Source organism: Leptospira licerasiae serovar Varillal str. VAR 010, from assembly GCF_000244755.1.
Taxonomy (GTDB): domain Bacteria; phylum Spirochaetota; class Leptospiria; order Leptospirales; family Leptospiraceae; genus Leptospira_B; species Leptospira_B licerasiae.
Genome location: NZ_AHOO02000008.1, coordinates 114,284 through 128,776, shown reverse-complemented (window position 1 = coordinate 128,776; position 14,493 = coordinate 114,284). Strand labels below are relative to the sequence as shown.

Sequence of the window (14,493 nt, the reverse complement as noted above, 5' to 3'; positions counted from 1 at the left end):
AGTTGGTGAGCAGGCTAAGATCTATCTGAACCAAATCGCGGGGAATGCTTTTGGGGACTTTGCATATATAAATGATGATGGTAAAGTAGTATTAAGAAGTTGTTTTGTGGCTGGGACATTAGTTTGGACCAAGGACGGACAAAGACCAATTGAGACGATTAGGGTGGGGGATATCGTTCTTTCTTGGGATGAGGAATCAGGGGAAAGCAGTTACCAAAAAGTACATCGTATATCGGTTGATGAAACTGAACTAATATACGAATTATCAATAGGTGGTGAAAATACTATTAAAACTACCTGGAACCATCCATTTTGGGTAACAAATCGAGCAGAATGGGTAAAAGCTAAAGATTTAAATCCAGGAGATTTTGTACTTTTAGAGAATAGTAAGGAAGCTACTATTTCGTTTGTAAAATATTATGACGTAAAACCTACTCTCGTTTATAATTTTGAAGTAGAAGAAAATCATACATATTACGTTGGTTCAAAAGGAGTATTAGTTCATAATCAGGCTCCTTATGGGATTGCTGATCCTAACTATGGTTTTGTATATGCAATTCAAAATTGTAAAGGTGAATCTGCCTGTGAAGATAAAGTGAAGGAAATTTATCATATTTCAAATGAAGCACAGGCTAAGGGAGCGATTGCGGGAGGTGTTACTGGATTAACAATTCTTGGTCTGATCGCTTTACCAGAAGCATCGCTTCCCATGGCTATTAAGTTTATCGATAAGTTTCCTCGGTTGGCGAGTATATTAGGAATGGCTCCGTCACTGTCTCAAGTTGTAAACTCGGTAAGTCAAGAAGCTCCAATAATACGATTTGGTGCAAACGCTAACCAAGAATATCACACTTTTAGACATATAGTCGAGGCGGGTATGGATAAGGTGGTTGTTCAAAAGGCTATTTTGGAAAATTTAAACAAAATTGCACCTACAATGCAAGCAGGGGGAAATGCTACATACCATACAATAATGGTTGAAGGAAGGAGTATTACTTACGCTGCATATAGATTTCTTTCGGGTGAAATTAATGTAGGAAGAATAACAGTTCCTTAATATGAAAAATTTCAGAAAAATTACTTTAGATGAAGGGCGACTACTTAAGTTCTTAATAAAGAAGTCAGATATTGAGTTATATAAACGCATTAATATTAATAAGTTAAAAGTCCAGGAAATGGACGATGGGGGGATGGGAAGCCTCGTTTTCTTGACCAATAATAAAGAGCGGAAAATGGACAAATGCATTGCAAATACGAGTTTTTATGACGAAGATGGGACCGAAGTTTCTGCTACATTAAATATTGATCAGTATGGCGATCTGTATGAGCTTGATCTTTGGAAAGTCGATTTTAGTAGACTAAAGAAGATTCCGGAAATTTTCGAATAATCTCTATTGTAAAATTTAACTTAAAACGTATCTTCTAATTTTCGCATTTTATCAGTCTCCATACCTGCCCAATTTCAAATCCTAATTATTGATAAGTTTCGACATGGTATAATTCAATTTACAGATTAAATTGAGGTTAAACATAAACAGCGAATTTTCCTTCTATTTTCTTTATCTTTTACGATAGCTACAAAGGAGTAGTCGCCGTCAGATTTAGGATGGGTTTTATGGTTCCGTACTTTAGGATAGATCTTGATCAAGAAATATAATTTTGTTACTCAAGCTGGAAAAGAAATTCTTAATATACCAATCCAATGAAGAGTAAAATAGAACAATTATCTTACAGGATTTTAGAAAAACTTAAGAATTTTCATAAAGAGGTGCCATTCGCTTTGGCTGGGATTGCACAGGCGAAAGTTCTATGGATATATTTTAATTTCTCATCAAGTTATGATAACTCTGTTCTTTTTACGGAGAGTGGGCTTTATATAATTCGAACGAAAACGGATTTTGAAGCTATAAAATATAGTGAAATTTATAAATTGAAGATCGTTGAACAAAAGGAAGTTGCTAAATTTATTTTGCTTACAAAGAAAGACGGTGTCCAAATTAATTTGGAAATTTTAGGTGGCGATGGGAAGTTGCGAGAAGTCTGGGAGGTTTATAGGTTTTTACTTCGTATCATTGAGCAGTAGAAAAGATATTATAGTTGTTGAGACTCTCGTTTAGGATTGGCTACATTAATATTTCAATGCCACCTTATAAAGAACACGAAATCGTAAAATTAAAACGAAACATAGATTCGATTCCAGCAGGAGCTGTTGGAACGATTGTTTTTGTTTATCATGATCCTCGTGTCGCATATGAAATTGAATTTTTAGACAATAATGGGAATACTTTAGGTATTCTGACTGTTGAAGAAGAGAATATAGAAAAAGTGCCAAAAGCTTAAGATAACTTTGTTGGATTTCATCTAAGATTCCTCTATTTACGTAGAAGTAGAAGCAGGCTTCGAAAACATTTTGCCGCAGAAATTATCCTCAAAGGGGTGGATATTGAAACTGGGGAGAGCCATTTGGGAAGTCACTTTAAAATGACATTGTTCCCTTTACCAACGGATGGTAAGCGTCGTTAAATACTGAAAAATCAGTTATATGAGAAGTTTGTGAAAAAACACAGGAAAACTCAAATAATTCGTTCGGATTCCTAATCCTTTCAGTCTAGTCTTTAACCCTTGAAATTTCTTTCTAAAGAAAATAAATAATTTCCTGTAGTGTGGCGGAAGTTGTCTCCGTCGTATATAATGTATTTGCACCAGATGATTCAGGGCGGGATGGAAACATTCCGCTATTTTTTTGTACGGACAATCTGGTTGTAGGAACTCCTACATACTTTCCGTTGACTCGATGTTCTTCTTGAGAAACAATAAAAAAGCCCCGGCTTTCACCGAGGCTTTTTCTTTTAAAGAAGTGTAACTTCTTCTTATTTCAAGTTTTCCGCGACTAACTCCGCGATATCCTTTACTTTTACTTCTTCGATCTTTCCTTCTTGTTTTACACCGTCTGTGATCATTGTGATACAGAAAGGACAAGCGGTTGCGATCGTAGTCGCTCCGGTATCCAGAAGCTGATTGGATCTCTTGAAGTTGACCCTTTCGCCATGCTCTTCCATCCACATTTGAGCTCCACCTGCACCGCAGCAGAGTCCTTTTGTATGGTGGTCGACAGGCTCTGCGAGTTTTCCGCCGGAAACCTTTTTGACTAGGTCTCTTGGGTTCTCGTAGTTGTCGTTGTATCTTCCTATATAGCAGGAGTCATGGTAGGTATACTTTCCAGCATTTGCGTCTTCTGCGACACCAACTTCGATCTTACCGTCTTTAGCAAGTTCGTTGATGAATTCCGAGTGGTGGACCACTTCGAAGTTCCCTCCGAACTGAGGGTATTCGTTCTTAATTGTGTTATAGCAGTGAGGACAAGCGGTTACAACTTTTTTCACATTGTATCCGTTCATTGTGTCCACGTTAGATTGTGCTAATGTTTGGTATAGATATTCGTTACCACCTCTACGTGCGGAATCTCCTGAACATCCTTCTTCCGTTCCTAAGATACCGAACTTAACATCAGCTTTTTGCATGATCTTTACGAAAGATTGAGCGATACGTTTGTTACGATCGTCGAAAGCTCCAGCGCATCCTACCCAGTATAGAACATCCACATTGGAATCTTCTGCCATGGTTTTAACGCCTAAACCTTCTGCCCAATCCGCTCTGGAGTGCGCAGCAACTCCCCAAGGATTGGAGTTATTTTCCATGTTTACGAACGCGCCTTGTAATTCGGCAGGGAAATTTGAATCAACAAGTACCAAGTGTCTTCTCATTTCCATGATCGCGTTTACTTGGTTGTTTCCAACAGGACAAGCTTCTACGCAAGCGTAACAAGTAGTACAGCCCCAAAGAGCTTCTTCGGAAAGACCTTCGTATTTTCCGATTACAGTAGTATCTAATGCGGCAACTGCGTCTGCAGCTCCTTCCGGATTAGTCTCTCTGATCTTTACAACTTCCGGCATTTTGTCCATAAGCGCGTGTTTTAATTCCACGATGATCGCTTTAGGGTTCAGTACTTTTCCGGTTCTGTTTGCAGGACATTGTACTTGGCAACGACCGCACTCGATACAAGAAAGTCCATCTAAAAGGTTCGGCCAAGGGAAGTCCTCAGTCCTATTCACACCCCAAACAGCGGTCTCATCTTCCAAATTCAATTTGGAAAGAGCGCCCTTAGGAGTATCCGATTGTAGGAAATAGTTAAATGGTGCGAAGATCAAGTGCGCGTGTTTGGATGTTGGAACATACAACATGAATGCAAACACGGAAAGAATATGGGTCCACCACATGATCTGGAAAACCAAGTCAGCGGAAGAATATTCCACACCGATCGCTTCCCAAAATGCTCCGATGCCCGCAGCGATTGGAGCTGCGTCATGGAATGGGTTAGCGTATTCAGCTCCGACTGCTCTTGCACCTTCGCCCAATAGGGTGGAGATCATGAGAAGGGAGATCATTCCGATTACGATTGCAGAAGCAGGAGAATGGACATCTAATCCTTTTGCTTTTTGGATCCAACGTCTCCATGCGAAAAAGCCGAGTCCAATTAATACCAAAATGGAAACTACTTGGAGAGCTGCTTCGTAATAATGGTTCGCGGTTTCTCCGAACAGGCTACCAACTAATGTGAATTTGTAAGGATCATCCAACGCATATCCAAATACACCGGAGATGAACTGACTGGTGGTGTGCAGTAAGTAAGTGACGAATCCGTAAAATACGAATGCGTGCATGATACCGCGTAATGGTTCCTTAAAGTTCTTTTTTTGTAAGATTACGTTTAGTACGAAACTCTTGATCCGAAATCCCCAGTTCTTATGTTCCAGGAAGTTTTCGGTTCCGTTGGCCTTTCTAGCATTAAATACAAGATTTAATCTGTAGAGAACGGCACGAACGAAAACGACATTTGCTACGATAAACAGAGCCGTGAAGATCACGTGGAAGGCGATTTGAGAAATGGCCATAGTTTTTCAGGTTACCCTTTGTATTTGGATGGTCTTTCATAGCAGCCTAATGACAGGGAAGCGCCCTGTCCAGGAAAAAAGATACTTAGTCTCCTTGTGGGAATTCCAACAAGCGAACAAAAGGCACGGTCCCTTCTTCCCATAAATCAGATACATATTTAAATGCGACTCAATCGCAATAAATGAGAATGCAATTTAAAAAGAACGTGCATTTTTGAATAAATAGAAAACTTTGAAAAAGTTAAGGAAGAAAACTTTCCATTCAGATGAGCCGAATATTCCCAAATGATCCCACAGATTCCATATTAGAGAAAGCCTTAGATGGAGAACGTATTTCTCCCGAAGAGGCTCTGGAATTATACGAGTCTGGCGACCATCTTAAAATAATGGCGACTGCTAGGACCTTGAGAGAAAGGGTCCTTCCTCATACTAGTGCCAGCTATACAATGTTCCGAGTAGTGAATTATACGAACTATTGTAATGTAGAATGTAATTTTTGTTCTTTCATGGATGAGATTGGGAACGGAAAAGGTTACGTACTTTCTAAAGAAGAAATATTAGAAAAAATGGATTATGCCGTTTCGGAAGGAGCGGACCAAATGTTCTTACAAGGCGGGGTTTATCCGGATCTACCTTTCGATTATTATTTGGACGTGATCTCCACAGTAAAATCCAAATACCCTGAAATGCATATTCGTGCATTCTCTCCCGTAGAGATCATCAATTTAGAAAAGATCACCGGAAAACCCTTATTCGAAGTTTTACAAATCCTGAAATCAGTCGGTTTGGATTCTGTTCCCGGAGCAGGCGCTGAAATTTTAACGGATAGAATGAGAAACATCATCTCTCCTAAAAAAGCGACTACGGAAGAATGGGTGCGTGCGATGGAAACTTGCCATGAGGCGGGGCTTCCTGGGAGTGCAAACATTGTTTTTGGTTCGGAAGAAACCAAAGAAGAGGTGATAGAACATCTCACTGTAGTCCGTAACCTGCAAGATAGGACAGGAGGATTTCTTTCTTTTATTCCTTGGACATTCCAACCCCAGACCAAAAGATTTAAAGTAAGAGCGGTTTCTACGCAAGAATATTTGAAAGTCCTCGGGATCTGCAGGATCTTCTTAGACAATATTAAACATATTGAAACTTCAGTAATGGTCCTCGGAAAAGGTGTAGGACAGCTGGCGCTTACTAGCGGCGCGGACGATATATCTTCCGTGGTGATCGAGGAGAATGTATTACGTTCTTTCGGATTAAAAACCGAAAAAGAAGCGATCAAGTTCCTGAAAGAGGGCGGATTTACGCCAAAAAGAAGGGACCTTCTTTATAATTACGAAAGATACGAGGGAAGAGAACTTTCTGCGGTTTGATCTTTTCTTTTCTCCCTGTAATTTTTTTCCAAAAATCCAAGTGACTTTAGTCCGTTAATTTTCCTAAATAGATAGATTCGAACGGGGGAAGAATGAAAAAATCTTTGAACTATAAAATACTGCAGTTATCCGCAATCTGTGGATTTCTATTTTGTGTATCGAATTGTTTGGATTCCCATAGAGACAGGATCCACATGGACACAGGAGTCAGCGTAAAAACCTTAGGTCCTCATAAATACCAATTCGTTGCAATTGGAAGAGCCTCCGTTCCGTCCGTGGAAGATCAGGATCTTTTTAAAATGAAAAAGACTTCTTGCGAGGCAGCAAAGTTGCAAGTTACCCAAAGGCTGGATGAGTTGGAAGCAGACCAGAAGCATAGACAATTCTTCTTAGAACAAAAAGAGCAGAAATACTTCGGAGACGGAGAATACTGCGAGCTTACTTATATATACGAACTTCCTCCGGCCAAGAAGCAGAAAGATCAACCTTAGTATTTAGCTTAGTAGCTTCTACTATGGTAACTCTGTTCCTACCGGAAGATTTTGACTTATACAATCCGGAGTCTATGGATTGATATAGATCGTCGAAAGTAAAATCCTCATCATAAGAAAGAATGGCAGCGCCTATGGATACTGTGATATTCACGGGCTTGTCGTTCGTATCTCTGACGGAAAGCGAGTGAGATTCCACTCCTATACGCAAGGACTCGCATAAAGTTTTTAAACTTTTAGGATCAACCGAATCCAAAAGAACGCAGAACTCATCTCCGCCAATACGCGCACAAATATCCGTCGATCTCACTCTGGACTTCATGACTGCAGAAAGTGTTTGGAGAGCCTCGTCTCCCATCATATGTCCGTACTTATCGTTGATCTCTTTTAAATGATCTAAATCTAGGATCACTAGGGCCATTTGGAACTTGTGGCGTTTCGCTCTTTTCTTGAAGATATCGAATTGTTCTATCAAATACCTACGGTTATAAAGATTGGTAAGATCGTCCAGATTGGAGATCATTCTGATATGCAGGTTTTTGGCCTTCAACCTTAGGACAGCACCGGATAATTTTCTTTTATCCCTATAATCCATGGTCCTCCAATAATTCATGATCACGTTCCCGAATGTCCCTACGAACAAATAGGTGAGAAGTATCGGAAATTCTTTCACTGCTTCGACGGGAGAATCTCCTAAATAGCATACTCCTAAGAATATAAGACAGAATGCCAAGTTTGTGGCAACCGCAGTCGTAGTGGTCAGCCAAAGAAGAAGGTTCATACTAAGTAAGATCGCCGATGCCAGGTGAAGATAAACATCGTAGTGGGCCTTATCCAAATATAAGAAAGGAAAGAATGAGATTAGAAGCGTGGAAGAAGTCCAGACCTTATAGAACTCCAGTTTTTTAGGGACCCAATCCTTTTTACGGGCGTGTCTCCAGAGGAATATGAGGGAAAGAACGATTAACGTGATCCTGCTGGATTGTAAAAGGATTAGAGATTCGTCTTCGAAGTTCCGCGAATTCGGCAGGAAATAGGTGATTAAGCTGATTACGATACAGAGCGAATAGTGTGCCACTAAGGATTGGCGAATTTCGCTCCAATTGGTCTCTAAAAATCCTTGGGGATATCGATTAAAGAAGATCCGCTTTGATAGTAAGCGAATTCTCCGGTCTATGCCTGGGAACCACTTGAACATTTGTTTTCATTTCCGCATGGAAGGTCTTTGGAAAACCTCCATAATAAGTCCAGCGTTCGAATAGAACCTATCTTGGAGCAAGGAAGAATCTAAATTTAGTCAAAAAAAATCTAAGGCAAACGATAGACGTATTTGTCAGAAGATTGGAATTCCGATAGCGTTAGGAGAAATAGGGGACCTGTTTTGGGACAGTTCTTAAAGAGTAGCGATCTTTCTTGGATTTTTGGTCAGAACTTCGGGGATAGGAAGTCCAACTCCGCCCAGAGAGCGGACTTGTTTTCCATTGATAAAAAGTCTGATCCCTCTTAACTCTGAGTTTTCCAAAATGCTGTAACAAATTTGGTCCACTCTGTCTTTCAAAAGTTCCGGACCAGCTCCCGCTTCGAAGTCAGGGCCAAGGTAAAGCTTTAATACGCCGTTTTCCACGGAATATTCCTTGGAGTATTCCATTCTATTTGGAAGTGCATTCAGAACACCTTGGGTCTTTTCATCTGTGGAAGGTCCCTTGGTGAGTTCCTTCAGGATAAAAAGAATCTTATCCCCATGATCGAATTTTCTTTTCAACTGAACGAGCCTGGAGTGGCTTTTGTTCCCTCTTCCATAAAATTTCAGAAAGTAAAGTTTGATCTCTCCTGGAGAATGATCTAGTCGAATTTTGGGAGAGGATCCGGATGGTCCAGGTTTAGGCATTTCCACGATAGGGATAAACATTTCTTCCGGATCGCCTGAATCGGAGGAGACTTCTTCCGAAGAGTTTTCTCCATTCTGCATTAACTCGGTCAAAATTTCGTCTTCTGCCTGGTCCATTACCTGTTCATGGGTTTGTTTTCCTTTGTTCTCGGAAGAAGAAGGAGATAATGGATTTGTTTTTCCGATGGTATTAAATTTAGAAAAGAAAGAGGGGGATTCTTGTCCGGGGGAAGATGTATTCTTATTTCCCATAGACTTATCCAATAAAACTAAAACGAATAGAGCTCCCGTCAGGATATAAAGAAGCGATTTAAGTTTATCCGATTCGGGCACAATACAATTTTCGGCCGATCCGGAAACTGCCATCTCACTTTTTTGAGAGGAAAATAGATTAGAATATGGCGTCTAGGTCTTCCAATTGGGCGAGACTCACTTCCCAATCCGGAATTTCCCCGTCCGGGGCGTGACCATAGGCACAAAATGCGAATGGGCTCCCATTTTTGCGGGCCGCCTCATGGTCGGAACTTCTGTCTCCAATCATCAATATCTCGTCCGGAGAATAAGAGTAATCTCTGATGTACTTTGCGACTATATCCGGCTTGGTTTTGATCGTTTCATTGTCTAAGACTACGATTGGGTCGAAGAGAGGTAAAATTCCCGAAACTTCCAGGATAGTTTTCACATAGGCCATTCTTCCGTTCGAAGCGGCTAAAATCTGGTATCCCTTATTTTTTAAGGAGGTAACAGTTTCCTTTACCTTAGGATAGAATTCACCTTCTCCATGTCGGATCTTTGACACTAAAAGTTCCAGAACGGAGTCGGAGATCTGGTCCCTTTCGGATTCTTTGAGTTGGGGGACCAAGTTTAAAAAGATGGTTTTGACCGGTTTTCCGATCTCCAACATGATCCTTTCTCTGTCGGGGACTTCGAGTGGGATCTGGGAGCCCGTCGAAAATCTGCGGATTGCTTCCGCATAGGTTTCTAAGATGATTCCTTCAGAAGAAAATAGGGTTCCGTCCACGTCGAAGGCAAGTGCGCGGATCCGTTTGGGATTCCAATCCATTAGCAAGACAATAGTTTTGGCGGGGGAATTCGAGGCATTCCTTTTTTCCTTCGCTTGATTTTCCTAGCACGGGCATAAGGATGGGAAAAGAGTTCCGATGGAAAGATTGGGGAAAAACCGGGGAATAGCGGACCTAGAGTCGCCTGCAGATTCTAGAAAGAATTTATATTCTTCTATTGTCTGGACCGACTATAAGGCCCAACTCCAAAAAAGGGTAAGAGCGGAGGATCTTTCCAAATATTTTCATTTAACCGAATCCGAAAAGATCGGAATTAAGGAAACTATCCGACTGAATGTAGGAACTACTCCTTATTATCTTTCTCTCTCCGATCCGCAAGATCCGAATTGCCCCATCCGGAAAATGATCGTTCCGAGAAAGGAAGAGTCCTTCTTCTCTCCCGAAGAAACATTAGACCCATTGCATGAAGAAGACCTTTCTCCAGTCAAAGGACTCACTCATATGTATCCGGATAGAGTATTACTTTTTTCGAATCACGAATGTTCCGTTTACTGTAGACATTGTATGAGAGGAAGGAAGGTTTCCGATTCCTCCGAAAGAATGGAAACTGCAGATCTGGAATTATGTTTTGATTATATTCGAAATCATCCTGAGATTTCGGATGTGGTGATCTCAGGCGGAGATCCTCTTAATCTTTCCGATCCCAAAATAGATTGGATATTGGAAAATTTAGAAAAGATCTCTCATGTAAAAATTTGCAGGTTGGGGACCCGAAATCCGGTCACTCTTCCTATGAGGATCACAACCGATCTATGCAAGATCATTGAATCTCATAATACCGATAAGTTATCTATTTTTTGTAATACTCAATTCAACCACGAAAAAGAATGCACTCCTGAGGCAAAGGAAGCGGTACTCAAACTTTTGAAAGCCGGTGTGAGCGTTGGAAACCAATGTGTGATCCTAAAAGGGATCAACGACGATGGAGAAACGATGCTCAGGCTTCATCGGAAACTTTTGGAACTTAGGATACGCGCGTATTATATGTATGATCCCGAATTGATCCCCGGATCTAGAGGTTTCAGAACTCCTCTTGCAAAAGGGATTCAAATAATTGAATATATGCGTGGTAAAGTTGCCGGTATGGGAATTCCACAGTTTGTGAATGATCTTCCTGGAGGTGGAGGGAAGGTGAGCCTTGGTCCGAATTGGTATCTTGGATTTCATAGATCTTCTCGAAATCATGTGTTCCGATCCGCAGTAAGAGGGACGTATCATTTGAGTCCGGAACCTACGGATAGCGAATACGAGGAATTTTATCCTGAGATAGACGAGGATACTTGGTCGAAGTTACTACAGAATTCCTATTCTGCATTTAAAGGCCTCGGACCTTTGGGAGAATCTGGAAAATGAATTCAGATTCTCCATCCGTCTTGATCGTCGCAGATATCCAAAACCAGGACCTGGATCCGAAGGATACCCAAGAATGGGAAGATGCAAATTCAGTTCAGGAGATTAAACGGACCTTAGAAACGTTAGGCGAGAAGGTGGGGATCATTGAATCTCCGTCGAAGCTACTACAAAAACTTTTGGATTATTCCCTCTTAGAGCCACAGGATCGACCTGTTCTATTCCATTTGGTAGAAGGTTTCCGCTCCAGAAACAGAGAGGCGCTTCTTCCTGCGATTGCAGAATACTCCGGATTTCCCCATACAGGATCAGACGCGTATGCTCAGAATCTGAGTTTGGATAAACATCTTTCTAAATTGTTCTGTGTTTTGGCAGGTGTTCCTACCAGTCCTTGGAGTATCATGGAGAAAGATTCTGTCGAAGTGACTACATTGCTAGATGTAGCGCGGAACTTAAATTCCACATCCAATAACGCAAAGGATGCTGTGCGGGATTCGGATTCTGTATTCCGTGGTAATCGAATTCCTTTGGAATCAGAATTCCCAGTTTTTTTCAAACCCAGATTCGAAGGTTCGAGCTTAGGAGTGGGAGAAGAAAATCTGATCTTGGACCGGGCGGCCTTGGATCAATTTATAGAAGCCAAATTTCAAAAATATTCTTCTTGGATCTGCGAATCTTATTTGCCGGGGGAAGAGTGGACCCTGGCAGTTATCGGTTCGCCTGGTTATGGATACAGGGTAAGTCAGGTAGCCAGGATAAGTTTGGAAAATTCTACGGAAAAATTATACGGTGAAATTACTAAAACCAAACTGAGTATGCCTGAAAAATTACATTTCGATCTGGATATCGAAAGATCGGAATATATCCAAAAGAGTTCATTAGAATTATGTAAATTACTTAAAACTGCCGGAGCGGTCCGTTTGGATTGGAAGGCGGATGGGCAGGGGAAGCCTATGTTCTTGGAATGGAACTTAACTCCCGGATTATCTTCTTATTATAGCAGCTTTCCGATATGTTATTCCCAGAGTTTGGGGACCTATTCGGATCTAATGAAAGAATTATTGGAAATCGCAAGAGAAGAATTTTTAACGGAAAGATTTCTTTATTCCAGACTGAAAAAAGAAAAACAGACGAGCGGGATCGACTGATGAAAACGTTTCGAGAAGAATTAATAGACCAGGTCAAATATCATCCTGTATTGACCGCAAATCTATGGTTGGAAGAGAAAGAAGAAAGAATGGAACATTCCGATCTGCTTCTTTGGTTGAAACAGGAATATTTTGTGTCAGTGGAATTCGTGAACTGGTTCTTAAATACAGCGGCCCTTACCAATTTTGTGCCTTCTAAGATCGTGCTTGTGCAAAATATTTGGGAAGAATTGGGAGAAGGAAAAGAAGAAGATTCGCATGTTTCTATTTTGAGAAAATTTCTCTCTGAGATGGGAGAGGTTGTCAGGAAAGAAGATATGCTTCCCGAAACTGGAGCGTATCTGGATTTGATGAAGAGGATCACTACCACTGATTTTTATTCCGCATTAGGAGCCCTTGGGCCTGCGAACGAATATCTTCTAAAATTAGAATATTCCAGAATGTATAAGTCTTATTCGGACTTAAAATCCAGGATCACTCTTCCGGAAGGCAAGTTTTTTCAGGTGAATTTGGAAGCAGACGAATCTCATTCCGAAAAAATGTTTAGATTGATAGAATCCGTAGCAACAGATCCTGAAAAAATGCAGAAAGTGAGAGAAGGATCCAAACTTGCTTTGGATGCACGTTTAGTATTTTATGAAGGTTTAAAAAAGGTAATGTCCCAGGTCTCTAATTAGACCTTTGACCGAATAGATTTCAAAAGACTCATAAAAACCATTCCGAGTATTGGAACCAATGGAAGATATAAAAGTGGAGAAGCCCATCTCCAACCTTTTAAGGAATGAGAAAGTTTTCGGACCGCAAAGAAACCTGGATATCTCATATTTCCGGAAATAAACTGCACATTACCCGCAACTAATTTCGGTTCTAAGCTCGGATGAAGTTCCTTTAGATCTTGAGAAGATAGATCTCTGAAACTTACAAATTTTATATTTTCGTCCAAGGATAGCTTTGAAAGTCTAAAAGCGAGGCCTGAGCAGAATTTGCAATCCCCATCATACAAAAAAACGTTTTGTTCCATCAGGGATCGATCCGTTGTTTAGATTCCAAATCTTCCGGAAGGTTTCTTAAAAAATCGCAGACGGACGGAATTTCTTTCTCTTGTAATCCGATCCAAAAATAGATCCAGATGCCTTCTTTTTGGAGGCCGCTACATTCTTTAGCATACCATTTGGAAATGGTATTTTCCGCTCTGGCTCTCCAGAAAAGGACAGGGGACTTTTTTAACATCTCATCCCAAATATCTCTTCCTACACCTTCCCCTCTCGCGATCTCATTCACTGCGAATTTGGAAAGAAAGGTGCCCCAGGGAGTGTTTTGTAAAAGTGCACATCCTTTGTATTCGGATTCCAAAACGATCCCGGAAAATTCCTTATTCCAAAAACCTTGTTTTAATCCTCTTCCGAAAGAATCTTCTATCAGATCATTTAATCTTTTTGGGTCTATCCTTCGGAAATCGGTATGAAATTCTATTTTATTCTTTTTTCTTAATAGAGTTCCGCTACCTTTGATGGTGAATAATTCCTTCAATAGGCCCGGAGCGGAAGTGATCGCTATTTGAAGATTCGGATCCCCGGTATATTCAAATATCTTTTTACATTCTTTGAATAATGACTCGTCTTCCTTTTGCAGGCTTTCCGAAGATTCGAAATCCAGGATGGAGATCTTTTTATCTTCCAAATTATAAAGTCCACTTCTCGTAGTAAGGAGAATTAACTTTTTAGTCCTAAGTTCTTTACATAAGTTGGAAAGATAAGGATAAATTTCCGATCCGCCTTGGTCTGTTACAAACACGGGGATCTTCTTTTCCTTTATAGAAGAAAGAACCGATTCCATTGCATGGCTCGGATTTCTGAACCATTTTGCCGGTAGGTTTCTGGAACCTGGAAGTTCTTGTCCTTCTTCCAACGAGTCCTTAATTGACTCTAAACTGATCTTGGAAGCGGGGGAGCGATAGAAAAGATTTGCGTAAGATACTCCGTCTTTCTCCAGAACGACTACAGGGAATAGCTGTAACTTTTGTAATAATTTTAAATTGTATAAAAAAGCTTCCGCGGATTCGGTCAAGGTCTCGGAGCTTGCATGGATGACCGCGAATTTTTCAGGCTCCAAGGACCGGAATAGTTTCAGGAACTGAAAACTGTCCTTGGAGTTTTCCGTGACTTCTAAAAGTTTGAGTAGGATCTCCTGGTGATTCATCTCTCCCGGGAGTCTG

15 protein-coding genes are annotated in these 14,493 nt (G+C 40.7%); 9 read left to right on the top strand and 6 right to left on the bottom strand.

Going from position 1 to position 14,493, the window contains the following annotated elements:
• From LEP1GSC185_RS10935 to LEP1GSC185_RS10920, 4 genes are all read left to right on the top strand, one after another.
• Positions 1 to 1,057: polymorphic toxin-type HINT domain-containing protein (locus LEP1GSC185_RS10935; RefSeq protein ID WP_036027797.1), on the top strand; the 1,057-nt coding region annotated here is incomplete at its 5' end.
• A gap of 1 nt (position 1,058) precedes the next feature.
• Positions 1,059 to 1,388 carry a DUF6984 family protein gene (locus LEP1GSC185_RS10930; RefSeq protein WP_010514209.1) on the top strand — a complete coding sequence of 110 codons (330 nt, stop codon included), beginning with the start codon at positions 1,059 to 1,061 and terminating at the stop codon, positions 1,386 to 1,388.
• A 314-nt stretch (positions 1,389 to 1,702) separates the two neighbouring features.
• Positions 1,703 to 2,083: a hypothetical protein gene (locus tag LEP1GSC185_RS10925; RefSeq protein ID WP_008589666.1), complete on the top strand. Its 381-nt coding sequence runs from the start codon at positions 1,703 to 1,705 to the stop codon at positions 2,081 to 2,083.
• Positions 2,084 to 2,139: 56 nt separating this feature from the next.
• Positions 2,140 to 2,340, top strand: coding sequence for a DUF4926 domain-containing protein (locus LEP1GSC185_RS10920; protein WP_008591683.1), 201 nt, complete (start codon positions 2,140 to 2,142; stop codon positions 2,338 to 2,340).
• Positions 2,341 to 2,870: 530 nt separating this feature from the next.
• Here the strand turns inward: LEP1GSC185_RS10920 and LEP1GSC185_RS10915 are convergent.
• Positions 2,871 to 4,952, bottom strand: a complete 2,082-nt coding sequence (locus LEP1GSC185_RS10915; protein WP_008591510.1) for a heterodisulfide reductase-related iron-sulfur binding cluster — start codon at positions 4,950 to 4,952, stop codon at positions 2,871 to 2,873.
• 266 nt (positions 4,953 to 5,218) lie between these two features.
• On the opposite strand from LEP1GSC185_RS10915, the gene mqnC reads away from it, so the two are divergent.
• Together mqnC and LEP1GSC185_RS10905 are read left to right on the top strand one after the other, a co-directional pair.
• Positions 5,219 to 6,319, top strand: a complete 1,101-nt coding sequence (gene mqnC, locus LEP1GSC185_RS10910) for a cyclic dehypoxanthinyl futalosine synthase (protein WP_008590967.1) — start codon at positions 5,219 to 5,221, stop codon at positions 6,317 to 6,319.
• 92 nt (positions 6,320 to 6,411) lie between these two features.
• Complete coding sequence (locus LEP1GSC185_RS10905) at positions 6,412 to 6,810, top strand: LIC11299 family lipoprotein (RefSeq protein ID WP_010514214.1); 399 nt, start codon at positions 6,412 to 6,414, stop codon at positions 6,808 to 6,810.
• Here the strand turns inward: LEP1GSC185_RS10905 and LEP1GSC185_RS10900 are convergent.
• From LEP1GSC185_RS10900 to LEP1GSC185_RS10890, 3 genes are all read right to left on the bottom strand, one after another.
• Positions 6,758 to 8,008 carry a GGDEF domain-containing protein gene (locus LEP1GSC185_RS10900; RefSeq protein ID WP_008589963.1) on the bottom strand — a complete coding sequence of 417 codons (1,251 nt, stop codon included), beginning with the start codon at positions 8,006 to 8,008 and terminating at the stop codon, positions 6,758 to 6,760. The two genes, LEP1GSC185_RS10905 and LEP1GSC185_RS10900, sit on opposite strands and share 53 nt — an antisense overlap.
• A gap of 195 nt (positions 8,009 to 8,203) precedes the next feature.
• Positions 8,204 to 9,064, bottom strand: coding sequence for a GerMN domain-containing protein (locus LEP1GSC185_RS10895; RefSeq protein ID WP_008590746.1), 861 nt, complete (start codon positions 9,062 to 9,064; stop codon positions 8,204 to 8,206).
• Between the two features lie 25 nt (positions 9,065 to 9,089).
• The gene (locus tag LEP1GSC185_RS10890) at positions 9,090 to 9,761 is read right to left on the bottom strand and encodes an HAD family hydrolase (protein WP_008589653.1); all 672 of its coding nucleotides are present in this window, start codon (positions 9,759 to 9,761) and stop codon (positions 9,090 to 9,092) included.
• A 97-nt stretch (positions 9,762 to 9,858) separates the two neighbouring features.
• Between LEP1GSC185_RS10890 and LEP1GSC185_RS10885 the strand changes: the two genes are divergently transcribed.
• From LEP1GSC185_RS10885 to LEP1GSC185_RS10875, 3 genes are read left to right on the top strand one after another with little or no spacing between them, the layout of a single operon-like run.
• Entirely contained in the window at positions 9,859 to 11,133 is a 1,275-nt protein-coding gene (locus LEP1GSC185_RS10885) for a KamA family radical SAM protein (RefSeq protein ID WP_008591436.1), read from the top strand.
• A complete protein-coding gene (locus tag LEP1GSC185_RS10880; RefSeq protein WP_008590360.1) occupies positions 11,130 to 12,278 on the top strand; it encodes a D-alanine--D-alanine ligase family protein in 1,149 nt (382 codons plus the stop codon). The genes LEP1GSC185_RS10885 and LEP1GSC185_RS10880 overlap by 4 nt, the downstream gene beginning before the upstream one ends.
• Positions 12,278 to 12,955 (top strand): iron-containing redox enzyme family protein, encoded by a 678-nt coding sequence (locus LEP1GSC185_RS10875; protein ID WP_008589767.1) that lies wholly within the window; start codon positions 12,278 to 12,280, stop codon positions 12,953 to 12,955. The genes LEP1GSC185_RS10880 and LEP1GSC185_RS10875 overlap by 1 nt, the downstream gene beginning before the upstream one ends.
• Here LEP1GSC185_RS10875 and LEP1GSC185_RS10870 read toward each other — a convergent pair.
• The gene (locus tag LEP1GSC185_RS10870) at positions 12,952 to 13,299 is read right to left on the bottom strand and encodes a DCC1-like thiol-disulfide oxidoreductase family protein (protein ID WP_008590898.1); all 348 of its coding nucleotides are present in this window, start codon (positions 13,297 to 13,299) and stop codon (positions 12,952 to 12,954) included. The genes LEP1GSC185_RS10875 and LEP1GSC185_RS10870 overlap by 4 nt on opposite strands.
• A complete protein-coding gene (locus LEP1GSC185_RS10865) occupies positions 13,299 to 14,477 on the bottom strand; it encodes a hypothetical protein (RefSeq protein ID WP_008591027.1) in 1,179 nt (392 codons plus the stop codon). The genes LEP1GSC185_RS10870 and LEP1GSC185_RS10865 overlap by 1 nt, the downstream gene beginning before the upstream one ends.
• Positions 14,478 to 14,493: the final 16 nt, after the last annotated feature.